The 22814-nt window shown below is 75.8% G+C and carries 17 protein-coding genes; all 17 read right to left on the bottom strand.

Annotated features, from left to right (window positions below; all coding sequences use genetic code 11):
• Positions 1–6 precede the first annotated feature (6 nt).
• From ACFVDM_RS19715 to ACFVDM_RS19795, 17 genes are read right to left on the bottom strand one after another with little or no spacing between them, the layout of a single operon-like run.
• A complete protein-coding gene (locus ACFVDM_RS19715) occupies positions 7–945 on the bottom strand; it encodes a nucleoside hydrolase (protein WP_383641141.1) in 939 nt (312 codons plus the stop codon).
• The gene (locus ACFVDM_RS19720) at positions 942–1760 is read right to left on the bottom strand and encodes an HAD family hydrolase (protein ID WP_383641144.1); all 819 of its coding nucleotides are present in this window, start codon (positions 1758–1760) and stop codon (positions 942–944) included. The genes ACFVDM_RS19715 and ACFVDM_RS19720 overlap by 4 nt, the downstream gene beginning before the upstream one ends.
• A complete protein-coding gene (locus ACFVDM_RS19725; protein ID WP_383641147.1) occupies positions 1757–4726 on the bottom strand; it encodes a condensation domain-containing protein in 2970 nt (989 codons plus the stop codon). The genes ACFVDM_RS19720 and ACFVDM_RS19725 overlap by 4 nt, the downstream gene beginning before the upstream one ends.
• On the bottom strand, positions 4723–6246 hold the full coding sequence (locus tag ACFVDM_RS19730; protein ID WP_383641150.1) for a cation:proton antiporter: 1524 nt from the start codon (positions 6244–6246) through the stop codon (positions 4723–4725). The genes ACFVDM_RS19725 and ACFVDM_RS19730 overlap by 4 nt, the downstream gene beginning before the upstream one ends.
• Positions 6243–7508 (bottom strand): DegT/DnrJ/EryC1/StrS family aminotransferase, encoded by a 1266-nt coding sequence (locus ACFVDM_RS19735; RefSeq protein ID WP_383641153.1) that lies wholly within the window; start codon positions 7506–7508, stop codon positions 6243–6245. Before ACFVDM_RS19735 ends, ACFVDM_RS19730 begins: the two co-directional genes overlap by 4 nt.
• A complete protein-coding gene (gene pyrF / locus ACFVDM_RS19740; RefSeq protein ID WP_383641156.1) occupies positions 7505–8389 on the bottom strand; it encodes an orotidine-5'-phosphate decarboxylase in 885 nt (294 codons plus the stop codon). The genes ACFVDM_RS19735 and pyrF overlap by 4 nt, the downstream gene beginning before the upstream one ends.
• The gene (locus ACFVDM_RS19745) at positions 8386–9027 is read right to left on the bottom strand and encodes a class I SAM-dependent methyltransferase (RefSeq protein ID WP_383641159.1); all 642 of its coding nucleotides are present in this window, start codon (positions 9025–9027) and stop codon (positions 8386–8388) included. The genes pyrF and ACFVDM_RS19745 overlap by 4 nt, the downstream gene beginning before the upstream one ends.
• The gene (locus tag ACFVDM_RS19750; protein WP_383641162.1) at positions 9024–9809 is read right to left on the bottom strand and encodes a thioesterase II family protein; all 786 of its coding nucleotides are present in this window, start codon (positions 9807–9809) and stop codon (positions 9024–9026) included. The genes ACFVDM_RS19745 and ACFVDM_RS19750 overlap by 4 nt, the downstream gene beginning before the upstream one ends.
• Complete coding sequence (locus ACFVDM_RS19755) at positions 9806–11155, bottom strand: MFS transporter (protein WP_383641165.1); 1350 nt, start codon at positions 11153–11155, stop codon at positions 9806–9808. Before ACFVDM_RS19755 ends, ACFVDM_RS19750 begins: the two co-directional genes overlap by 4 nt.
• The gene (locus ACFVDM_RS19760; protein ID WP_383641168.1) at positions 11155–11976 is read right to left on the bottom strand and encodes a dienelactone hydrolase family protein; all 822 of its coding nucleotides are present in this window, start codon (positions 11974–11976) and stop codon (positions 11155–11157) included. The genes ACFVDM_RS19755 and ACFVDM_RS19760 overlap by 1 nt, the downstream gene beginning before the upstream one ends.
• Positions 11973–13868, bottom strand: a complete 1896-nt coding sequence (locus ACFVDM_RS19765; protein WP_383641171.1) for an AMP-binding protein — start codon at positions 13866–13868, stop codon at positions 11973–11975. Before ACFVDM_RS19765 ends, ACFVDM_RS19760 begins: the two co-directional genes overlap by 4 nt.
• Positions 13858–14631: a thioesterase II family protein gene (locus ACFVDM_RS19770; RefSeq protein WP_383641174.1), complete on the bottom strand. Its 774-nt coding sequence runs from the start codon at positions 14629–14631 to the stop codon at positions 13858–13860. Before ACFVDM_RS19770 ends, ACFVDM_RS19765 begins: the two co-directional genes overlap by 11 nt.
• A complete protein-coding gene (locus ACFVDM_RS19775) occupies positions 14628–15869 on the bottom strand; it encodes a cytochrome P450 (RefSeq protein WP_383641177.1) in 1242 nt (413 codons plus the stop codon). Before ACFVDM_RS19775 ends, ACFVDM_RS19770 begins: the two co-directional genes overlap by 4 nt.
• Positions 15850–17148 carry a cytochrome P450 gene (locus ACFVDM_RS19780; RefSeq protein ID WP_383641180.1) on the bottom strand — a complete coding sequence of 433 codons (1299 nt, stop codon included), beginning with the start codon at positions 17146–17148 and terminating at the stop codon, positions 15850–15852. Before ACFVDM_RS19780 ends, ACFVDM_RS19775 begins: the two co-directional genes overlap by 20 nt.
• Positions 17149–17151: 3 nt before the next feature.
• Complete coding sequence (locus ACFVDM_RS19785; RefSeq protein ID WP_383641183.1) at positions 17152–18972, bottom strand: amino acid adenylation domain-containing protein; 1821 nt, start codon at positions 18970–18972, stop codon at positions 17152–17154.
• Positions 18973–18979: 7 nt separating this feature from the next.
• A complete protein-coding gene (locus ACFVDM_RS19790) occupies positions 18980–21067 on the bottom strand; it encodes a condensation domain-containing protein (protein WP_383641186.1) in 2088 nt (695 codons plus the stop codon).
• Entirely contained in the window at positions 21057–22814 is a 1758-nt protein-coding gene (locus tag ACFVDM_RS19795; protein WP_383641189.1) for a non-ribosomal peptide synthetase, read from the bottom strand. Before ACFVDM_RS19795 ends, ACFVDM_RS19790 begins: the two co-directional genes overlap by 11 nt.

Raw genomic sequence — 22814 nt, forward strand, 5'->3', positions numbered from 1 at the left:
GGTGCGTTACGTGGTGCGGACGCAGGCCGACCCGGCCGACGCCGCCCCGTCCCACGGCTCGTCGGCCAGGCCGCGGGCGAGGGCGGACATGCTGGCCCAGACCACCTCGCGCACCTCCGCCACGTTGACGTCGACGGCCACGGAGGCGGTGGGCCGGTCCGAGGGCAGGCATTCGGTCATGCCGCGCAGCGGGCCGGGGCCGGTCTCGCAGGACGCGGCGTAGTCACGCCAGGCGAACAGTTCGGGCCGCAGGAAGGCGACGGCGGCGACCGCGTCGGGCAGGGTCACGGGCCCGTGGCGCAGCAGGGCCCGGCAGGCCCCGGCGGCCAGCGTGCCGGGGCCGCCGAGCGCGTCGAAGGCGTCGAGGTCGGCCGCGTCCCAGGTCACCAGGTCGGTGACGTCGAGGGGCACCACGGCCGTGGACCGGGGGGCGCGCAGCACCTCGTCGGCGGCCTCCGGGTCGAGCCAGGCGTTGAACTCGGCGACGGCGGTGGCGTTTCCGTCGCATTCCCGGGCGCCGCCCATCCAGGTGATGTCCAGGGGGTCGCCGCGGCGCAGGGCCGGTACGACGTGGCTGAGCGGTGAGGTGACGAGGTAGCGCCCGGCGGGCGGCTCGGGGTCGCCGGCGGCCGGCGGCCACGGCCAGGGGTGCGGGCCGGGTGCGGGGGCCCGGCCGCCGAGGCCGTCGTCGCCGTGGATGCCGAGGCCCTGGCCGGGGTAGGGGCCGCCGACCGCCCGGTCGCAGCCGGCGCCGAGGGTGATGCCGTCGGTGACGGGGCGGAGCCGTTGGAGGAGGCCCGCGGTGTTGCGGACGGCCGCGGCGAGGTCCACGTTGCCGGCGGTGGCGATGACCTGGGCCGGTGGGGCGCCCGCGCCGCAGAGCACCATGAGGGCGACCATGTCGTCGATGCCCGGATCGCAGAGCAGGGTGTAGGGCCGGTTCATGGCAGGTACTCCAGTACGTCGGCCCAGCCGCCCCGGGACGCGGGAGCGACCGTGGCGGTGGCGTGGGCCAGGGCGGCGGGGTCGCCGTCGGCGGGGACCAGGGCGACGGCGGCTTCGGACAGCAGGTCGAGGTCGTTGGCGCCGTCGCCGAGGGCGAGGACTCCGGCGGGGTCGAGGCCGCTGCGGGCGCAGTAGGCGCGTACGGCCTGCCATTTGCCGGTGCCGGGGCGGCGCAGGGACAGGGCGGCGCCGCCGTAGACGGTGTCGCGGGTGAGGGAGGTCCGGGCGAGGGCGGTGGTCCGGGCGGCGAGTGCGGCGAGCGGTTGGGGGTCGCCGCCGCAGACGACGAGGGAGAGGACCGGCAGCGTGGGGGCCTCGGCGGCGAGGTCGCAGCGCCGGACGTGGGCGGCGTTGGCGGCGAGGTGGCGGGGGTGGGTGGAGGGCCGTTCGCCGATCAGCAGATCGTGGTCCGGGCCGTCGACGACCACGCAGGGTTCGACGCCGTGGTGGTGGCACAGGGCGAGGAGTGCGGTGACGGTGCCGGGGTCGAGGGTGCTGCGGTGGAAGACCTTCCCGTCGGTTCCCTCGCGGCCGAGGGCGCCGTCGAGGTAGACGGACGCGGCGGGGGTGAGGCCGTTGGCCCTGAGGAGGGGCGCGGCGGTGGCGGGGCGCCGTCCGGTGACCGTGAGGACCGGTACGCCCCGCGCGCGCAGGTGGGCGAGGGCGTCAGCGGTGCGGGGGTGAATGCGGCCGTCGCGGTCCCAGAGGGTGCCGTCGAGGTCGGTGGCGACCAGCGCGACCGGCGGGGCGGTCACCGGTGGTCGCCTTCCGTTCCGGTGCGGAGCCGGGCGAGCATGGCGTCGAGGAGCCGGTCGGCGGCGGCGGCGGAGAGCGCGTCGGTGCGGTGGTCGATGTCCCAGCGCAGTCCTCCTTCGCGGGTGCGGACGACGCTGAGTTCGAGGTCCTTGCGGAGGGCGGCGGGGGCGTCGAGGAACCGGGTGCGCAGGGGGTGGCCGGGCAGGTGCGGGGCGAGGGCCTGTTCGTCGCGGGCGTCGACGACGATCCGCAGCCAGGCGTCGCGGGGGTGGCCGGGGCCGGTCAGCGAGAGGATCTCGGTGGTGGGGACGGTCTGTCCCTCGTAGGCGTCGAGTACGGCGTCGCGGGTCCGGGCGAGGAGTTCGCCGAGGCCGGGGGCGCCCCGCAGGTCGATGGCCAGGGGGACGGTGTTGACGAGGCAGGTGACGACGGAGTCGGTGCCGGGGGGCCGGTTGTCGGTGAGGGTGGCGAGGACCGGCCGTTCGGTGCCGCAGAGTTCGCCGAGGGCGTCGGCGAGCAGGGCGGCGCCGACCATGAAGGCGCTGGTGCGGTGCGTGGTCATGAGGTGGCGGACGCGGTCCGCGTCGGCGGGTGGGAGGTCGAGGCCGCGGGTGAGGGCGCGGGCGGTGTCCGGGCCGTCCTCGGCGCGGTCGGCGGGCAGCGGCAGGGGCTCGTGGTCCCGGAGCAGGCGGGCCCAGGCCTCGCGCGCGGGGGCGGGGGCGGGGGCGCGGTCGGTGTCGACGGCGCGGGCGAGGGCGGCGCGGTTCTCGTCGAGGCGCGTCCCGGTCCGTCCGCGGTAGCGGTCGGCGGTCTCCTGGAGGAGGACGCCGACGGCACGCATGTCGGCGGCGATGTGGTGCAGGACGAGGACGAGGGTGGCACCGTCCGCCTTCCGGTCGAACACCATGGCCCGGACGGGTGGCTGCCGCTCCAGGTCGAAGGGGCGGGCCGCCGCGTCCCGTTCGGCGTCGCGCTGTTCGTCGGGGCCGGCGGGGGTGAGGACGGGGACGGGGACCGGTCCGGCGGCGGTCTGTTCGCGCTGGACGGGGCCCTGGGGGCCGAGGGGGAACACCGAGCGGAGCGCGGGGTGGGCGGCGAGGGTGGCGGAGGCGGCGTCGGCGAGCCGGGCGGCGTCGACGGGGCCGGTGAGGTCCACGGCGAGCGGGATGGTGAAGCGGGTGCTCCCGGGGTGGAACCGGTCGTACATCCAGATGTCCTGCTGGGCGTGGGTGAGCGGCAGTCCGTCGGACCGGTCCGGGACGGGTACAGGGGCGGGCGGGGCGGCCGCGGTGCCGGTGGGCGGGGTGTCGGCGGGCGGGGTGTCGGCGAGCAGCCGGGCGGCCAGTGCCCGGGGGGTGGTGCAGTCGAACAGCCTGCGCAGCGGCACGGTGAGGGAGAGTTCGGCCTCCAGGCGGCGGCGGACGCCGACGGCGGTGAGGGAGGTGCCGCCGACCGCGAAGAAGTCGTCGTCGGGGCCTGCGGGGCGGGCGAGTTCGAGGTGGCTGGTCCAGACTCCGGCGATGGTCCGGGCCAGTGCGTGGGTCCGGGGGTCGTCGGGGGTGTCCTCGCCGGAGGTGCGGGACGGGGCGTCGCCGGCGGGCGGGGTGCCGGGCCGGGGCGTGGTGCGGGGGTGGATGCCGGTGTCCCGGGCGAGCAGGGCGAGCGGGGTGCGGGGGGCGTCGGCGGCGGCTTCGAGGAGGCGTGCGCAGTCGGCGGTCAGCCGCAGGACGTCGGGGCGGGTGAGCAGGCCGGTGTCGTATTCGACGAGCAGGGTCTCCCGGCCGGGGGCCAGGTCGGCCTGGAGCATGAGGTCGAAGCGGTTGCGGCCGCGCGGGACGGGGAGGCGGCGGGCGGGCAGTCCGGCGAGGTGGTCCGGTCCGGTGAGGGTGGCCTCGGCCACCACGGTCCGCACCAGGGGGCGCGGCCGGCCGCGTTCGGCGGGTGCCGCGGCGCCGACGACGGCCTCGAAGGGGACCTGGCGGTGTTCCACGGTGTCGAGGAGCCGCTCGCCGGTCTCCTCGGCCAGGCGGGCGAAGCCGGTGTCCGGGGCGAGGCCGAGCCGGACGGGCAGCAGGTTGGCGAAGTGGCCCCAGGTGTCGCGGAACCGGCGGGTGCGGGTGTCGGCGGCGGTGCCCAGGAGCAGGTCGGTGCGGCCGGTCCATACGGACAGGACGGCGGCGGACGCCGCGAACAGCACGGTGAACGGGCGGACATGGGCGTCGGCCGCCAGCCGGTGCAGGGCGTGTGCGGCCGGCCGGGGCAGCGGGAGGTGCAGGGTCTCGCCCGGGTGCGCGGTGTCCTCCGGGCGCCGGGCGCCGTCGTGCGCGGGGTGTCCGGGGGTGGTGGGCACGGCGCCGGCGAGGGCGCGGGTCCAGTGCTGGAGGGATTCCCGGTAGGCGTCGGTGCTCCGGTGGTTCGCGTGCCAGGCGGCATAGGCGTGCGCGCCCTCGTCCGGGGTGTCGCCCGGGGCGCCCGGGGTGCGGAGTTCGGTGTCGAGGGCGGCGAACAGCAGGTCGGCGGTGCGGCCGTCGGCGACGAGGTGGTGCATGCCGAGCAGGAGCAGGGTGCGGCCATCGGGGAGCGGGGCGAGGGCGGCGCGCAGCAGCGGGGGCGTGTCGAGCCGGTAGGGGCGTTCGGCGAAGGCGGCGGCGAGGCGGGCGAGTCCGGTGTCGGTGGTGTCCCGGGGCGGCGGCAGGGTCTCGACGTGGAGGCCGTCGGCGTTCGGGGCGACGTGTCCGGCGGCCCCGTCGCCGTCGGGGACGACGGCGGTGAGGAGGGAGGGGTGGCGGGCGGCCACGGTCCGCAGGGCGTGCTGGAGGCGGTCGGGCGCGAGTGTTCCGTCGAGGACGAGCGCGGTCAGTTCGTGGTAGTCGGGCTGCCCGGGGTCGGCCTGTTCGCCGATCCACAGCTGGGTCTGGAGGTCGGTCAGGGGGACGGTCGTGGCGGGGAGGACCGGTGCGGTCATGACGGGGTCACCTCTTTCGGGGTCCGGCGGGCCGGGGCCGGCCCGGTCGCCGTACCGGCCCCTCTGCCGTGGATCAGGCGCAGCAGCGGGGCGGTGACGACGGTGGTGACGGTGGTCACGGCGACGAGCAGGGCGAAGGCGGCGGGGGTGATGACTCCGAGGCCCAGGCCGATGCTGAGGACGACGAGTTCGGTCAGGCCGCGGCAGTTCATGAGGGCGGCGAGGGCGAGGGAGTCCCTGGTGCCGAGGCCCGCCCAGCGGGCGGAGCCGACGGCGCCCGCGCCCTTGGTGAGCACGGCGGCGGCGAGGGCGAGCAGGAACCAGCCCGCGGTGGCCCAGTCGGCGGGCAGCAGGTCGAAGCGGGTCTGCAGTCCGGTGTGGACGAAGAACAGCGGCAGCAGTACGGCGGTGGCGAAGCCCTCGACGTGGGCCACCGGGCGTTCGGCCGCGGGGGTGCCGCGCGGGGTGACGAGTCCGAAGAGGAAGGCGCCGAAGACGGCGTGGACGCCGATGGCATCGGTGGCGTACGCGGACAGCAGCAGTCCGGCCACGAGCACCGGGAGCGCGGAGCCCTCCGGGCGTCCGCCGCGGGCCGAGGAGTTGAGGAGGCGGGCCAGCAGGGGCCGTACCAGGAGGAACATGGCGGTGGCGAAGGCGGCGGTGAGCAGGACGGTGGTCAGTCCGGCCCCGGCCGCCTGGAGGGGGTCCGCGGCGGAGCTGCCGGCGATGGCGACGACCACGGCCAGCAGGCACCAGGCGAGGACGTCGCCGAAGGCTGCGCAGGCCAGGGCGAGGGAGCCGACCGGTGTGCGTTCCAGGGCGCGGTCGCGCAGGATCCTGGCCAGGACGGGGAAGGCGGTGATGCTCAGGGCCACGCCGAGGAAGAGCGCGAACGCGGTGAAGCCGACGCCGTCGCCCGCGAACGGCCGATACATGGGCAGGGAGAGCAGCACGCCGCCGCAGAACGGCACCACCAGGCAGGCGGTGGCCACGACCAGGACGGTGGCCCTGCTGCCGCGCAGGGCCCGCAGGTCGAGTTCGTAGCCGATCAGGAACATGAAGCAGATCAGCCCGAGCTGCCCGAGGGCGTCGAGGACGGGGAGCACCTGGGAGGGGAACAGCCAGGCGGACGCCTCGGGCCACACGGTGCCGAGCAGGGACGGGCCGAGCGACAGGCCGACGACGATCTCGCCCATGACGGGGGGCTGTCCGACGCGCGCGGCGAGGCGTCCGGCGAGGTGGCAGGCGGCGAGGACCAGCGGCAGGGCGACGAGCATGCGCAGGACGGGGTCGGTGCCGTGGCCGTCCGGGCCGGCCGTACCCGAACGGGATCCGGTGTCCGCGCCGAGCCATTCCTCGCCCGCCCAGAGGAGCAGGACCAGGACCGCGGCGGCGGCGAGCAGCAGCGCGCCGCCGACGGTCTTGGCGCCGGGGCGGCGGCGGGGCGCGGCAGCGGGTGCCGGGGCCGTCCGGTGCCGCGTGGTGCGGCGCGGGTCCCGGTGTTCGGTGGTGGTGCTCATCGGCCGCTCCTGGTCGGGGTGGCGGGGGCGCGTTCGCGCAGGTCCGCGACGACCGCGGTGATCCGTTCGGCGTAGGCGTCGACGAGCGTGCTGTTCTCCTCGTACAGGTGGGTCGCGGGCAGGGCGATCCAGCTGTCCCACAGGGCGTCGGCCCTGGGGTGGGGGCCGGTGGGGCGCACGGGGCGGCCCGGCCGGACGCCGGGGTGCAGGGCCCAGCCGCCGGGCGGCCCGGAGGCGAACAGCGGGTCGCGGTGGAGCGGTGCGGTGGTGGGCGGGCGCACCTTCAGTCCGGTGGCGCGCAGGGCGGCGACCACCTCGTCGCGGCGCCCTTCGAGCGCTCCGGTGACCGCGAGGTGCAGTCCGTAGCGGGCTCCTGGGTCGCAGCCGGGGTCGGTGGTCAGCGGGACGAGGTCGGGGCAGTCGGCGAGCAGGCTCTCCAGGCGGCGGAAGTTGCCGGCCTTGGCCCGCAGCAGCCGGTCCAGGTCGTCGAGATGGGACTGGGCGAGCACGCAGGCCAGGGGGCTCATGCGGAGGTTGGCCCCGAGTCCGGTCCCGATGTACGGGGTGAGCGCCGGGTCCTCGACGGTGGCGCGGGAGCGCTGGCGGAAGGCGGTGAGCAGGGAGGCCATTTCGTGGACCCTGCGGTGGGGGGTGACCAGGACGCCGCCCATGCCGCCCGAGACGGTCTTCACGCCGCCGAGGCTGAAGACGGCGGCGTCGCCGAATCCGCCGACGGGGCGGCCCCGGTAGGTGGAGCCGTGGGCGTGCGAGCAGTCCTCGATCAGGAGCAGGCCGTTGGCGCGGGCGAGTTCGACGACCGGGTCCATGTCGACGGGGTGGCCCCACAGATGGGTGACGCCGATGGCGCGGGTGCGTGGGGTGAGGTGGGGTCGCAGGGTGTCGGCGGTGACGTTGCCGTGGGCGTCGCCGGCGTCGCACAGGACGGGGACGGCTCCCAGGAGCAGCAGCGGGGTCACCGTGGTGGGGAAGGTCAGGGTGGGCACCAGGACCTCGTCGCCGGGGCCGATGCCGAGGGCGAAGTAGGCGCTGTACAGGGCGCTGGTGCCGGAGTTGACGGCGAGGCAGTGGGGTCGGCCGGTGAGACGGGCCATGGTCTCTTCGAGCCGGGAGATCTCCGGCCCGTGCCCGTAGTCGAAGGTGCGGCCCCGGCCGACGAGCCGGGCCGTCTCCCGCTGGGCCCGTTCCGTGTAGACGGGCCATTCGGGAGGGTGGACGAGCCGGTGGCGGAAGCGGGTGGTCATGACGCGGTCCTCTCCTCGGCCGGGCGGTGCGCCGGTTCGCGGGCGTCGCAGGCGTCGCGGACCGCGAGGGTCCAGCCGGTCAGGGAGGCCGCCAGGTGCCGGCGGCCGTGGCGCAGCAGGCCGGAGGTGACGGGGAAGACGGCGCGGTCCAGGTGGTCTCCGGCGGCGGCGACCACGTTCTCGGGGGTGCGTCCGGGCCGGCCGAGTCCGGGCAGGGAGACGAGTCCCGTGCCGGTGCGGGCCACGAGGTCGCGGGCCTCGTCGGGGCGGGCGCCGACGACGGCGCCGAGGTGGTCGGTGCGGTGGGCCCGGTTCCATGCCGCAGCTTCGTCGGCCAGGGCCTGTCCGACGGTGCGTCCGGCGGTGTCCCGGGCGTGCTGGACGGTGTCGGACGCGTGGTTGGACGTACGGGTCATCAGCAGGATTCCGCAGTTCCGGCGGCCCGCCTCGGTGAGGGCGGGTTCCAGGGGGGCGAGTCCCATCCAGGGGACCAGGGTGACCGCGTCGCCGCCCAAAACGCTGTCCGGGCCGAGGTAGAGACCGGCCAGGGTGTCGGCGACGTCGGGGGCGTCGCAGCGTTTGGCGTCCAGGACGACGAGGGCGCCGCCCTCGTGGACGCGGTCCACGACCTCGCGGAGCAGGCCGAGTCCGGGGCCGCCGAACCGTTCGAAGAACGGGGTCTGGATCTTGACGAGGGACACCCGGTCGGCGACGGCGTCGGCGACGGTCAGCGCGTGGTCGCGGGCGGCGGCCAGGGTGTCGGGCAGCCCCCACCAGTCCAGGCGTTCGGCGGACGGGCCCATGCCGACGGCGAGCCGGGAGGTGGCCTCGGCCCTGGCCCGCCAGCGGGCGAGAAACCCCGCGGGCGGGGCCGTGGTCACCGCGGCCTCCTGGCGACGATCCGGGTCATGGAGTGGATGTGCGGGCCTTCGCCGGGGTGTTCGTCGTGCAGGTCGGTGTCGGTGGCCCGGACGATCTCCCAGCCGGCGTAGAGGTCCAGGTGCTCCTGGTGGCCGAGCAGGGTGGGCTGCTGGGTGCCGGTGTGCGGGTAGGGGACCCGGGCGTTGAAGGCGCAGTACAGGTGGAGTCCGCCGGGGGCGGTGGCCGCGCGCAGCCGGCCGGTGAGTGCCGCGACGGCCGCGGGCCCGTCGAGCCAGTGGGTCAGGCTGTAGGCGACGACCAGGTCGTACCAGTCGTCGGTCAGGGGGCGGGTGGTGATGTCGGCCCGCTCCCAGGTGACATGGGGGACGTGGCCGCACAGGGAGGCGGCGCGGGCGAGGGCGGCCTCGGAGACGTCCATGGCGTGGACGCGGGCGCCGTGGCGGGCGAGGTGGCGGGCGTTGCGTCCCTCGCCGCAGCCCGCGTCGAGCGCCTTGAGGCCGTCGACGGGCCGTTCGGCGCACAGGTCGCGGACGAGGGAGGTGGGTCCGGTGCCCCAGAAGCTGGGGCTGGGCGAGGTGTAGATCTCCTCGCACCGGGTGGTGCCCGAGGGGGTGGGGGCGGACGCGGTCGTGGTCATCGTTGCCGTTCCCTTCGTGGGGCCGGGCGGCCGTGCCGGGCGGACAGCTCGTCCGCCACGACGCCGCCGAGTTCGCGGATGAAGAAGTGCGGTCCGCCGAAGCGCAGCGAGCGGAACGCGCCGGTGGTGTGCCGCTGCCAGGCGGCGATCCCGTCCGGGGTGGTGAGCGGGTCGTCGGAGCTCCACAGCGCGGTGACCGGGCTGGTGAGCGGCGGGCGGGGCTCCCAGCGGTAGCGCTCGCAGAGGGTGAAGTCGGCGCGGGCGGTGGGCAGGAGCGCGGCGACCAGGTCGTACAGGGGGCCCGAGTGCGGCACCTCCATGATCGTGGCGAGTTCCTGGAGGAGTTCCAGGTCGGTGACCTTCTCCAGGGGTTTGCCGGGCAGCGGGGTGTCGGGCGAGCAGAGCCCCGAGACGACGAGGCGGGCCGGTTCGGGAAGGCCCCGGGCGCGCAGTCCGCAGGCGATCTCGTAGCCGAGGAGCGCGCCCATGCTGTGCCCGAACACCGCGTAGGGGCCGGTCCGGACGGCGTCGGCGCAGGCGTCGAGGAGGTCGGGGAGGAGGGCGTCGAGGTGGTCGCGGGCCGGTTCGCGCATCCGCTGGTCCCGGCCGGGCAGGGTGACGTAAGCGAGCCGGGCCCACGGCCGGAACAGCGGTTCCCACTCCCGGAAGAAGGAGCGTCCGCCGCCCGCGAAGGGCGGGACGAGGATCAGCGGGCCGTCCGGGGGGCCGTCGCAGACGCTGAGCCAGGCGGTCCCCCGGCCGGTGGCGGTGGTGGCGGTCATGCCCGCTCTCCGGCGCTCTCCTGCGCCGTTCCGGCCGTCCCGGACTGTTCGGCCAGGGCGTCCTCGGGGGTGGCGAGCCGGGTGACGGGCGAGCGCACCAGCGCGAGCAGGGACAGCGGCACGATGAGCGCGCCGACGGTCATGGCCCAGCGCACCCCGAGCGTCTCGCCGAGCAGACCGGCGGTGAGGGCGGCCAGCGGCAGCACCCCTCCGGTGACGAAGAGTTCGGCGGAGGCGGCGCGGCCCATCATCTCGTTGGGGGTGAGGCACTGGCGCAGGACGGCGGTGCAGATGCTGGCCACGACCACGCCGAACAGGGTGGTGAAGAAGCTCAGCACGATCATCGGCATGACCAGCAGGTCCGGTTCGGTGAACAGGACGGTCGCGATCGGGCCCATCCCCGCGACGACGGCGGCGCGGACCAGGGTGCGGCCCAGCCCCAGCCGCTGGACGATCTTCGGCATCAGCATGGCGCCGGCGAGTCCGCCGACGGAGCCGATCGTCATGGCGAGGCCCAGCTGGGCGGTGGACAGGCCCGCGGTGCGGGTCCCGTAGAGCAGGAAGAGGGTGAGGAAGATCTGGATGCCGAAGTTGAAGACGGCGGCCTCGATGGTCAGGGCGCGCAGCGACCGGTTGCCGAAGACGAGCCGCAGTCCGGACATCAGCTCGGTGCGCAGGGCGGGGCGTTTGCCCTCGCGGGGCGCGGGCGCCTCGTCGGGGGTCTTCATCAGGCCGAGCGTCACGGCGGAGACCAGGTAGCTGGCCATGTCGATGAGGAGGGCGCCCTGTGCCCTGACGATTCCGACGAGGCCGCCGGCGAGGCCGGGCCCGGCGATCCGGGCGACGTTGAGGCTGGTCTCCAGGCGGCTGTTGGCGGCGGTGAGGCCTTCGCTGGGGACGACCTTGGGGAGCATCGCCTGGTTGGCGATGTCGAAGACGATGGCGAAGGAGCCGAGCAGGAAGCCGAGCGCGCACAGCGCGGCGACGGACAGTCCGTTGGTCCAGGCGAGCAGGACGACGGCGCCGATGGTGGCGCTGCGCAGCAGGTTCGCCATCAGCATGGCGCGCCTGCGGCGCATCCGGTCGACGGCGACGCCCGCGAGCAGGGTGACGGCGATGGCCGGGAGGGTGCGGGCGGCGCTGATCAGGCCGAGGTCCCCGGCGGAGGCGTTGAGGGTGAGGATGGCCAGCAGCGGGAAGGCGACCTCGGTGATCTCGGAGCCGACCAGGGAGACGGTCTGCCCGGACCACAGCAGGGTGAAGTCGCGGTTGCCGGACAGCGGTGAGCGGCCCGGCTTCTCGTCGGGTGCGGCCGGTTCGGCGCTGGTGTCGAGAGAGGCGGTCATCACGGCTCCTGTCGTACGGATGGGGTCGTGGCCCGGGGACGGGCCAGGTGGGCGGTGAGGAAGGAGACGGCCGCGGCGTAGCCGGTCTGGGCGGCCGCGGGGCGGAATCGGTCGGCGCGGAGGAAGTTCATGAAGGCGTGTCCGGCGCCCTCGGCGACGGTGACGCGCACCGGGTGGCGGGCGTGCTCGGTGTGCCGGGCGAGCCGGCGCAGATCGTCGGGGGACGGGCTGGTGTCCTCGCGGCCGCCGACGACGAGGACGGGGCACCGGGTGCGGTCGGCGCGGGTGCCGGGGCCGTCGCCGGGGCCCCAGGCCTGGAAGAGCCGGCCGCCGTAGAAGGAGACGGCGGCGTCGCAGAACGCGGTGTCGACGGCGGCGAGGAGCGCGATGCGTCCGCCCATGCAGTGGCCGACGACCCCGGTGGGCAGTCCGGCTCCGCCGTCCGCGTCCTCCTCCAGCAGGGCGTGGCAGCGGTTCAGATCGCTGACGATCCGGGCGTCGCGGAGGGTCTCCTTCTTCTCCGCGGGCGACAGTCCGGGGTCGGTGACCCGGCTGAACAGGTCCGGGGCGGCGGCGAGGAAGCCGGTGTCGGCCAGGGTGCGGCAGACGGATTCGGTGAAGGCGTCGATGCCGTCCCGGTGGTGGGCGACGACGATCCGGGCGACGGGCTCCCGGTCCAGGGGGCGGGCGACGAGGACCCGCATCCGCGGGTCGGCCCCTTCGGCGGGTGCGGTACGCCACCGGAGGTCCGCGGCCGGGGTCTCGTCGTGGTCCGGGAGGAGCCGGGTCAGCCCGTGGTCGAGGGCGGGTGCGCTGGTCATGTGCGGTTCCTTCCGGCCGGCACGGTCTGGGGGGAGGGTGCGGCCAGGGCCGTGAGGTGCGCGGCGAGCCGGCGGGGGGTGGGGCGGGTGAACACGTCGCGCAGCCGCACCCGCAGGCCCAGGTCCTCGGCGAGGGCCTCGGTGAGGACGGCGGCGGTCAGGGAGTCCCCGCCCAGGTCGAAGAAGTCGTCGTCGGCGGAGCAGGCGGGGTTGCGCAGCGCCTCCCGCCAGGCGGCCAGGACGGGTTCCAGGAGCCGGCCGTCCGCTTCCCCGGTGCCGGATGCGGCCGGTGGGGCTGCGGCGGGCCCGGCCGGCAGGGGGCGGGCGCCGGGCGCGGTGGCTAGGAGGTCGCGGGCGACCTTGCCGTTGGCGGTGCGCGGCAGTTCGGCCCATGCGGTCCAGACGGCGGGGACCGCGTGGGCGGGCAGGGCGGCGGCGGCCGCGGTGCGCAACTGTCCGGCGGTGACGTCGGGGGCGGCGACCAGGTGGGCGGCCAGCCGGGCGGTGCCGTCCGGGCCGGGTTCGGCGGTGACCACGGCGTCGGTGACGCCGGGGCGGTCGAGGAGGACGGCCTCGACCTCGGCGGGGTCGACGCGGTGGCCGCGGATCTTGATCTGCCGGTCGGTGCGGCCGTGGTGGCGCAGCAGCCCGTCCTCCGGCAGGGTGCACAGGTCGCCGGTGCGGTAGAGGCGGGCTCCGGGGGTCGTGCCGAACGGGTCGGGGACGAACCGTACGGCGGTGCGGGCCGGGTCGCCGAGGTAGCCGAGGGCGATCTCGGGTCCGGTGACGGCGAGTTCGCCGCGGTGTCCGGGGGCGGCCTCGCGCAGTCCGGGGGTGGTGACGCGGACCGTGACGTCGGGCCAGGGCCGGCCGACCGGGGGGCGTGCGGCGCGCAGCGCCGGGCTCGCGGTGTGCGAGGTGATCCGCTCGGGCCAGGGGGTCAGGGAGCTGCTGATGCCGTTGGCCTCGGCGGAGCCGAAGCTGACGGCGACCTCGAAGGGGAGGTGCGGGCGGGCCCAGCGGCGTACGACATCGCTGCCCACGGTCATCAGCCGCAGCGGGGTGTCCTCGGGCCAGTCCAGGGAGTGGAGGCGTTCGGCGAGCGGCATGCTCACGTACGCGGTGGTGACGCCCTGTTCGAGGATCCAGCGGCGGGTCGCCGCGGGGGAGGCGGTGGTGTCCTCGGGCGGGACGACGACGCTCGCTCCGGCGGCGAGGTAGGGCCAGATCTCGCCCACGGCGGACGAGGCGCCGGGCGGGGCCATCCAGGCGGAGCGGTCGCCGGGCACGACGCGGTGCGCGGCGCCGTGGGTGGCGGTGCTGTGGGCGACGGAGCGGTGGGTGACGGCCACGGCCTTCGGTTCGCCGGTCGAGCCGGAGGTGAGGACGGCGTAGGCGAGGGCGTCGGGGTGGAGGTGGGGTGCGCCGCCGGTGGCTCCGGCGTCTTCCGGGTCCCCGCCGTCGTGGGCGGGGTCGTCGGCGTGGTCCAGGTCGCCGGGGCCCACGCCGAGGACGCGGGCGCCGGCGCACGGGGTGCCGGGCGGTGCGATCACGACGGCGGGGGCGCCCGCTGCCCGCAGCGCCGCCTCGGTCCGTGCCGGGGGCCAGGCGGGATCGAGGAGGACGGTGTACGCGCCGCGCCGCCAGACCGCCAGATAGGCGGCGAGCAGTTCGCAGCTCTTGGGGAGAGCGACGCCCACCGGATCGCCTCGGCGCACCCCCGTGGCGGCGAGGCGTGCGGCGAGCAGGCCGGCCGCGCGGTGCAGCCGGCGGTGGGACCAGGACGTCCTCGGGTCGGTGACGGCCACGGCGTGGGGTGTTGCCCCGGCGGCGGCGGTCAGCGGCCCGGTGACCGGTCCCCGGTGGGGGAAGACCGGGGTGTCAGCCGGCATCGCGCATCAGCTCCCCGACTTCCTCCGCGATCAGGTCCTTGAGCTCCTCGGTGCAGGCGATGAAGTCGTCGTGGACCCCGGGCAGGGTGCGGACCCGTACGTCGCCGTCGAGTTCCTCCCAGCCGGACCGGGCGACGGGCCCGGGGACGACCGTGTCGTGGGTCCAGCCGACGGCGGTCACCGGCAGGGGCAGGCCGCGCGAGGCGTCGAAGCGGTAGCCGCGCATGGCCCGGAGGTCGTCCATGAGCACGTCGCCGTAGATCTCGGCGAGTTCGGGGTCCACGGTGGCGCCGCGGGCCCGCATCATGGCGATCACCTCGGCGGCCGGGTCGATCGTGTCCAGGGGGCGCTGGTTGAGCGGCCCGTAGATGTCCCGGTGCGGTGCGCCCCAGGAGGAGGACAGCAGCCGCATGGAGGAGGCCGGTACGCCTTCGTCGCGCAGCAGCCGGGCCGTCTCCAGGGCGTACGGCACCGAGCCGCAGTGGCCGATGAACAGCAGGGGGCGGCTGCCCAGCCGCAGGAGGGCGGGGGCCAGTCCCCGGGCGAACTCCTCGACGGACCGGGGCGCCCGCTCGCGGCCCCGGCTCTCGCGTCCCGGCGGCTGCACGGGCAGGACCCGGGCGCCGCCGATGCCCACGGGCCAGCCGGCGAAGGCGGAGGCGCCGATGCCGGCGTAGGGGACGCAGACCGCGACGGGCTCGTTGCGGACCGGGACGCGGGTGAGCCAGAGGGAACGCGGGTCGGCCGCGGTGGTGGTGGTCATGCCCGGACCTCCAGGGGCAGTGAGGTGATGCCGTTGATGAAGTTGGAGCGCAGGTGGCGGACCTCACCGGCGAGTTCCAGGCCGGTGACGCGTTCCCTGATGCGGTCCAGGGCGAGCCGGATGACGGTGCGGGCGCTGAGGGCGCCCACGCAGATGTGCGCGCCGACGCCGAAGGCGATGTGCGGATTGGGGCGGCGGCCGGGGTCGAAGGTGTACGGGTCGTCGAAGACGGCGGCGTCGCGGTTGGCGGAGGCCACCCACGCGCAGACCAGTTCGCCGGGTTCCAGGTCGACTCCGTGGAGGGTCACCGGTTCGGTGACCCGGCGCATCAGGTGGTTGGTGGGGGTGGCCCAGCGCAGCGCCTCCTCGACCACGGTGGCGGGGCGGTCCTCCCCCAGCAGGACGCGTTTGCCGAGGTCCTGGCGGGCCGCCAGCAGGTGGAGCAGCTGGGTGGCGACGTGCGGGGTGGTGGTGTTGGCCCCCATCAGGAAGCTGTAGCAGTTGAGGAGGATGTCGTCGTCGCTGAGCTTGCGGCCCTCGACCTCCACCGTCAGCAGCAGGGAGATGAGGTCGTCGCCGGGCTTCCGGCGGCGTTCGGCGACCGTCTCGCGCAGATAGCCGAAGAGTTCGACGTGGGCGAAGTGGAGCGTCTCGCCGACGTCGCCGTCGGTGTACGCGGTGTCGGAGGGCGCGACGCCCGCCATCGCGGCGCGGGCGATCAGCGGCCACATGTCCTCGGGGATGCGGATGACGGGGCCCATGGCGGCCATGGCGAGGGCGAGGAAGTGCTCGGCGGCGTCGTGGACGCCCGGTTCGAGGAGCGGGGCGATCATCCGGTCGACGTTGGCCCGGACGGTCGGTCCGAGGCGGCGCAGGGCCTGGGTGGTCATGGCCTTGCTGGTGGGGACGCGCAGGGCGCGGTGGCGGGGCGGGTCCGTGAGGTTGATGGTGTGTCCGCCGGCCGGGTCCCCGTGCCGGACGTCGAGGATGGTGCCGTACTCCGAGCCGAAGCGGCGGGTGTCGCGCAGGACGCGCACCACGTCGGGGAAGGCGGTCACCGACCAGATCCGCACCCCGTCCGGGGTGTGTCCCTCGTACGGCGCCGGAAGCGCGCGCATCAGCCGCCAGGCGGCGTGCGGGGAGCCGTGCTCCCAGGGGGTGTCGTAGGCGTCCGCGTCGAGGATGCGGTGCTCCGACAGGTCGAGGTCGTCGCGCAGGTCAGTTCTGAGGAGATCCATCGCCGTCGACCTCCATGGTCATCGTCATGTGGGAAATGCCGTTGATGAACGTCGACGCCAGGTGGCGCACCGGGCCGGTGACCGTGAACCGGCTCACGGAGACGGCGAGTTCCTCCACCAGGACGCGCAGGGCGACCCGGGCGTAGTGCATGCCGACGCAGATATGGGGTCCGGCGCCGTAGCCGAGGTGGGCGCCGGTGCGTTCGGCGTCGAACCGGTCGGGCTGCCGGTGGCGGCCGGGGTCGCGGTTGGCGGCGGCGGTCCACAGGCAGACCCAGTCGCCCGCCTTCATGGCGCGCCCGGCGACGCTGGTGTCCCGGTTGACCCGGCGCACCAGGTGGTTGGTGGGGCAGATCCAGCGGACGGCCTCGTCGACGAGGAGGCGGGGCTGGACCTCCCCGGTGCGGACCCGGTCCCACAGCGCGGGCCGGCGGGCGCACAGCAGCAGCAGGTGCGCGGCGACGTGCGGGGTGGTGGTGCCGGCGCCGAGAACGGTGCTGTACAGGTTGAGGAGTTGTTCGCGCTCGCCGAGGCGCCGTCCGCCGACCTCGGTGGTGGCCAGCCGGGTGACGATGTCGTCGCCGGGGGTGTGCCGTTTCGCGTCGATCGCGGCGCGGAAGCAGCGGAACAGGTGGTGGTGGGCGTCGGCGAGCACGGTCTCCGGGGGGTCGCCGCGGGAGACCAGCGGGTCGGAGGGGGCGATGCTGGCGGTGGTCCAGCGGGCCAGGTCGTCCCAGTGCTCGGGCAGGATTCCGATGACTTCGCCGAAGGCCAGGGCGGAGAGGCGCTGGAGGTCCCCGGCGACGTCGTGGGTTCCGCCGGCCAGCCAGGGCGCGACGAGTGCGCGGATCCGGCGGCGGATGACGGGTTCGGCCGCGCGGGCGGCGGGGGCGGAGAGCAGGGGGGCGACGGCGGCGCGGATCTCGGTGTGGTCGGGCGGGTCCATCAGCGTGATGGTCAGGCCTCCGGCCGAGTCGCCTCCGGCGCCCACCGAGTCGAGGATCGTGCCGTACTCGGAGCTGAACGTCTCGTGGTCGCGGAGGATCTCGCGCGCCTCCTGGTGGCCGGTGACGCTCCAGTAGCCGGGGAAGTCGCCCTCGGGGGCGGTCCACACGACGGGGTTCTCCTGCCGCAGGCCGGCCCACACCCCGTGCAGTGAACCGTCGACATAGGTCCGGGGGTCCGCCATCGACGTGAAGGGGCAGCCGCCGGACGTCCCGGCCGGGGCGTCGACCACCGGGGCGTCGGCCGCCGGGGCGTCGGCGAGGTCGAGGCGCATGGCTCAGCCCTCCGTGCCCGCGCGGCTCGCCAGCAGCGCGGAGAGTTCGGCGACGGTGGGGCCGCGGAAGAAGTCCCGCGGCCGGACGCCGTGTCCGGCCTCGGCGAGCACGGCCAGCAGGTCCACGGTGCGCAGGGAGTCTCCGCCGAGCCGGAAGAAGTCGTCGTCGACGCCGACCCGGTCGATCCCGAGGACATCGGCGAAGGCACCGGCCAGGGTGGACTGCAGCGCGCCCTCCGGTGCCCGGAACTCGCCGACGTCCAGGGCTTCCCGGCTGGCCCACGGGGCGTCCAGGGCGCCCCGGTCGAACTTGCCGTTGCGGTCCAGCGGCATCGCGTCGAGGATCTCGACCACCCCGGGGACCAGGTGCGGCGGCAGCCGGTCGCCGAGCCACTGGCGGACGCCGCCGGGGGTGACCGTCCGGCCGGGTGTCGCGGAGACGTAGCCCACCAGGCGGTTCCCGCCGGGTGCCGGGACCGCCAGGGCCACTCCGGCGGCGATGTCGGGGTGCTGGTTGAGGCAGGTCTCGATCTCTCCCAGTTCGACGCGGAAGCCGCGGATCTTCACCTGGCGGTCCGCGCGGCCGTGGAAGGTGAACTCCCCGTCGGGGCGGCGGGCGGAGAGGTCGCCGGTGCGGTAGACGCGCTCCCCGGTGCCTGCGGGGTCGGGCACGAAGCGCAGGGCGGTCCGGCCGGGTGCGCCGAAGTAGCCGCGGGCCAGTCCGGCGCCGGAGAGGCAGAGTTCGCCGGTCCCGCCGTCCTCGACGGTTTCCAGACCGGGGCCCAGCACCCGCATGCCCATGCCGGTCAGCGGGGTGCCGAGCGGTACGGCGTCGTGGTCGGCACGGGGGTCCACGGTGTGCAGGGAGGCGAAGACGGTGGTCTCGGTGGGGCCGTAGGCGGCCAGGACGCGGGTACGGGCCGCGATCGCCCGCACGTGCTGCGGGGACAGCACGTCGCCGCCGGTGAGGATCGTGCCGGCCATGGCCAGGCCGTCGGGGTCGTGGTCGGCCATGGCGTGGAACAGTCCGGTGGTCAGGAACAGCCAGTCGGGGCGCCGTTCGCGCAGATGGCCGCCGAGGCGTTCCACGGTGACCGGGCCGGACGGCACCACGTCGACGGTGGCGCCGCGGCACAGGGTCACCCAGATCTCGAAGACCGAGGCGTCGAAGGCGGTCGGCGCGAGGTGGGCGACGCGCTGACCCGGCCGGACGGCCAGCCGTGCGTCGTCGCCGGCCAGGGCCAGCACGTCCGCGTGGGTGACGGCCACGCCCTTGGGTTCGCCGGTGGAGCCGGAGGTGAACACCAGGTACATCAGCTGTCCGCCGTGCCCGGCCCGGTGCGCTGCCGGTGCGGCGGGCGCGTGTCCGCGGACCGGGACGACGGGCACGCCCCAGTCCGGAAGGGCGCCGCCGTCCGGACCGGCCGTCACGACGGCGGCGAGACCGGCCCCGGACGCGATGCGCTCCAGCGCCTCCGCCGGGTAGGACGGGTCGAGCGGCACATAGGCCGCCTGTGCCTTCAGCGCGGCGAGGGCGGCGATCACGAAGTCGGCGCCGCGCGCGCAGTGCACGCCGACCCGTTCCTCCCGGCCGATGCCGGTTCCGAGCAGGGCGGCGGCCAGGGCGTCGGCCGCCGCGTCGAGTTCGGCGTAGGTGACCGGTCCTCCGTCGTACAGGGCCACCGCACCGGGGGTGCGTGCCGCACGGAGCGCCACGGCACCGTGCACGGTGCCGGCCTGCGCCGGGGTGACGGTCCGTGAGCCGCCGTCCAGGGTCGGCAGGGCGGCGGGGAGAGGGGAGACGGCGGTCGTCAAGGGCGTCATTTCTCGATCACGCTCCGATTCGTCCGGTTGTGGTGTGCCAGTGTTCGAGGGCGATCTGGGCGAGGATGTCCGCGACGCGGCGCGCGGGCGGCGCGAGCCGCCGGTCCCTGCCCACCAGGTGGATGTAGAGGCGGTCGGTCAACGGGCGCCAGCTGGCCGACGCGGGGTTCCCGCCGGTCATCAGCACGTGCAGCGGGCCGCCGTGGTGGACGGGCCGGTGTCCGGCGCACACCGTGTGGTTCTCGGTGAACCGGATCAGTCCGTCGGCCAGCGAGGCCGGGGTGGGCGCGCCGTCGCCGAGGGCGTCCGCGAGCATGCGCAGCAGGGCGGTCTCGTCCTGTTCGGCCAGGTCGCGGGCGGTCCAGGGCGGCGGGGCGCCGAGTTCGGCCGCGTACCGGCGCAGCAGTGTCTCCCGGCCGGGGGCGGGGGGCTGGAAGGGTTCGGTGTCGATGACGGCCACCGGTGCCAGTTCCCGGGTGCCGGAGGCGGCCAGCCGGGCCATCTCCTGGGCGACGAGACCCGCGCATCCCCGGCCGGCGAACAGGGTCGCCGCCGTGAGGACGGAGCGGGGCAGGGAGCGCAGCGACTCGGTGGCGAGCCGGGTCACGTCCCGGCCCGGGTGCCCGGCGAGCCGCAGCTCCATCACCTGGAACTCCGGGGGGAGTCGGGCGGCGAGCGAGTCGCCGGCGTCCGGTGATCCGTCGAGACCGGGTGCGATCACCACGGTGGGCGCGCCCGTACGGATCCGCGCGAGCGCGGTCCGCACGGTGGGGGCGGGTCCGGGGGCGGGGCGGCGGCCGAAGGCGGCGCCGGTGAGGACGTCGAGGGGGGTGTCGGGCTGCCGGGTGACGTCCTCGGCGAGCCGGGTGTACGCGTCGGCCATCGCGGTCACCGTGGCGGTGTCCAGGGCGGCGGGGTCGTGGCACCAGGCGAGGCGGATGCCGTCGTCGTCGGCGGTGGCCCGCATCCACAGGTCGTACGGGGCGGGCGCGTCGTCGAGGGGGACGGGCTCGGCGTCCAGGCCGCGGAACCCGGGCGGGCGGTGCAGCGGGTAGCGCATGCTGAAGGCGGCCGGTGCGCGGTGCCCGCCGGTGCCGAGGGCGAGGCGGTAGGGCAGTTCCTGGTGGGCGAAGTCCTGTTTGGCCGCCTCGTTGGCGGCGAGGGCGGCGGCGGCGAATCCGGTGCCGGGGGCAAGCGGGAAGGGCACGGGGAGCATGCCGTTGAGGCGTCCGACGGTGTCCTGGAGTCCGGGCAGGAGCCGGGTTCCGGCCGCGGGCACGCCGACGATCGTGCGGTCGGTGCCGAGTGCCGTGCCGGTGGTCCAGGCGTGGAGCACCAGGAGGTTCAGCCAGTCGGCGGTGCCGAGTGCCTTGCCGAGTGCGGTGAGGGCGTCCGCGACGGGGCGGGCGATGCGTCGTTCGACGACGGCGCTGCGGCCGGGCGTTCCGGCGTCGGCGGGGGCGGGCACGGGGAACGCGAGGCCGGTGGGGGCACCGTCGAGGCGCTGCCGCCAGTGGGCGGTGTGGGCGTCCCACCGGCCCTCGGCCTGCCGCCGCCCGAGCATCCGGACGGCCTCGCGGATGCCGGTGGGTGCCGGGCCGGGCGGCGGGCCGCCGGTCTCGGCGGTGTAGGCCTCGCCCAGTTCCCGCAGCAGGATCTGCCAGGACCATTCGTCGACCCACAGCGGATGGGCGGCGAGCAGCAGCAGATGCTCGCCGGCCGACTGGCGGACCAGGGCGGCGCGCAGGCCCGGTTCGGCGTCCGGCCCGGCGGTGGCGACCAGGGCGCGGGCGGCGTCGGCGAGCCGTCCCGGTTCCACCGGGCCGGAGCGGACGAGGGCGGTGCGGGGTGTGTGCGTCACGGCCAGTTCGGGGCGGCCCCGGCCGGAGACGCGCACGGTGCAGCGCAGCCCCTCGTGACGGGCCACGAGCCGGTCGAGCGCCCGTTCGAGGGCGGTTGCGTCGAGCGGCCCGGTCAGCCGGAGCCCGACGGTGGAGAGGTCGCCGACGGCGGCGCCCCACATCTCCTCCTGGGCGGCGGTGAGCGGCGGGAGGCCGGGGGCCGCCGTGACCGTACGGAGGTCCTCAGCGGTCATGGCCGGCCCCCACGGTCTCCAGGGCGGCGGCCAGGGAGTGGGCCACACCGGCGACGGTGGAGTCCGCGATGAAGTCGCCCACGGGCAGTTCCACGCCGAAGATCCCGGGGGCGGTGGTCAGCATCCGGATGGCTTCCAGGCTGTTGCCGCCGAGTCCGAAGTAGTCGTCGTCGGGTGCGGAGGGCTCGCGGCCCAGGGCGGGGGCGAACAGTTCGCGGGCGACCCGCTGTTCCAGTGCGCTGAAGCCGCCGCCGGCCCCGGTGCCGTCCTCCGGCCGGATCTCGGAGAGCCGTTCGCTGAGCGCCTGCCGGTCGACCTTGTCGGTGAGCGTACGGGGCATGGCGTCCAGGACCAGGATGCGTTCGGGCACCATCCAGGTCGGGAACCAGGCGGCGAGGGCCCGTCTGATCCCGTCCGCCGAGACGTCCCGGCCGGTGACGACGGCGGCCAGCAGCTCCCGGCCGTCGACCCGGAAGACGTCCACGAGGGCCTGGCGGACCGCCGGGTCGCGGCGCAGGACGTTCTCGATCTCGCCGGGCTCGATGCGCACCCCGTTGACCTTGATCTGCCGGTCGCGGCGGGACAGGTAGAGCAGGGTGCCGTCCTCCTCCCTGCGGACCATGTCGCCGGTGCGGTACATCCGTCCGCCGGGTTCGCGGGAGGCGGGGTCGGGGACGAAGACGAGGGCGGTGGCGGAGGGCGCGCCCCGGTAGCCCCGGCCCACGACGGGCCCGCCGACGCACAGTTCGCCGGCCGCGCCCACCGGGGCGGGGTCGAGCCGGCCGTCGAGGACCCGCACGTCGGCCTCGCCGATGCCGTGGCCGAGCGGCACCCGGGGCGCGCCGGCCGTGCCGTCGGGGCCGGGGAGGCAGGCGGTCGCGGCGACGGTGGCCTCGGTGGGTCCGTAGCCGTGCCAGAAGTCCAGACGGCGGCTCCACCGGTCGGCGAGCGCGCCGGAGCAGGGCTCGCCGCCGGAGAAGACGAGGCGCAGTCCGGGGACGTCCTCGGGGTCCATCAGTTCCAGGACGCTGGGCGGGATGTCGGCGACGGTGACGCCGTGGTCCCGGATCATCCGGGTGAGGGAGAGGACGTCGGCGCGTTCCTCGCGTCCCGCGACGACCAGTTCGGCACCGGCGGCCAGTGCGGTGAAGACCTCGAAGACGGAGGTGTCGAAGGCGAACGAGGAGAACTGGAGCACCCGGTCGTCCGGGGTGATCCGGAAGAGGTCGCGGATCGAGGTGACGAAGGAGGCGACCGAGCCCTGCTCGATCATGACGCCCTTGGGCTCCCCGGTGCTGCCCGAGGTGTGCAGCACGTACAGCAGTTGCCGTGGGTGGGCGGCGCGCGGTGCGAAGGCGGGGGCGGTCCCCGGTGGCGGGACGTGGACCGGCGCGGCGCCGTCCAGCGTCTCGCGGACGCCCGCGCGGTCCAGCGCGGTGTCGCCGCGCTCGCGGGAGGCCGGGTCGACGGGCACGTACGCGGCGCCCGCGAGGAGCACGGCCAGGACCGCGACGACGGTCCCGGCCGTGCGCTCGGCCAGGACGCCGACCCGGTCCTCGGGGCCGATGCCCCGGGCCGTCAGGCGCTGGGCCCCGGCCTGTGCCGAGGCCCAGAGGTCCCGGTAGGTGAGGACGGTGCCGTACCGGTCCCGTACCGCGACCCGGTCGGGGTGGGCGGCCAGGCCGCTCCGCAGGAGGCCGGGCAGGTCACGGTCGCCGGCCGCGGCCGGGTCCTGGTTCGTGGTCAT

Origin of the sequence: Streptomyces sp. NPDC057682, assembly GCF_042799575.1 — a bacterium.
GTDB lineage: Bacteria > Actinomycetota > Actinomycetes > Streptomycetales > Streptomycetaceae > Streptomyces.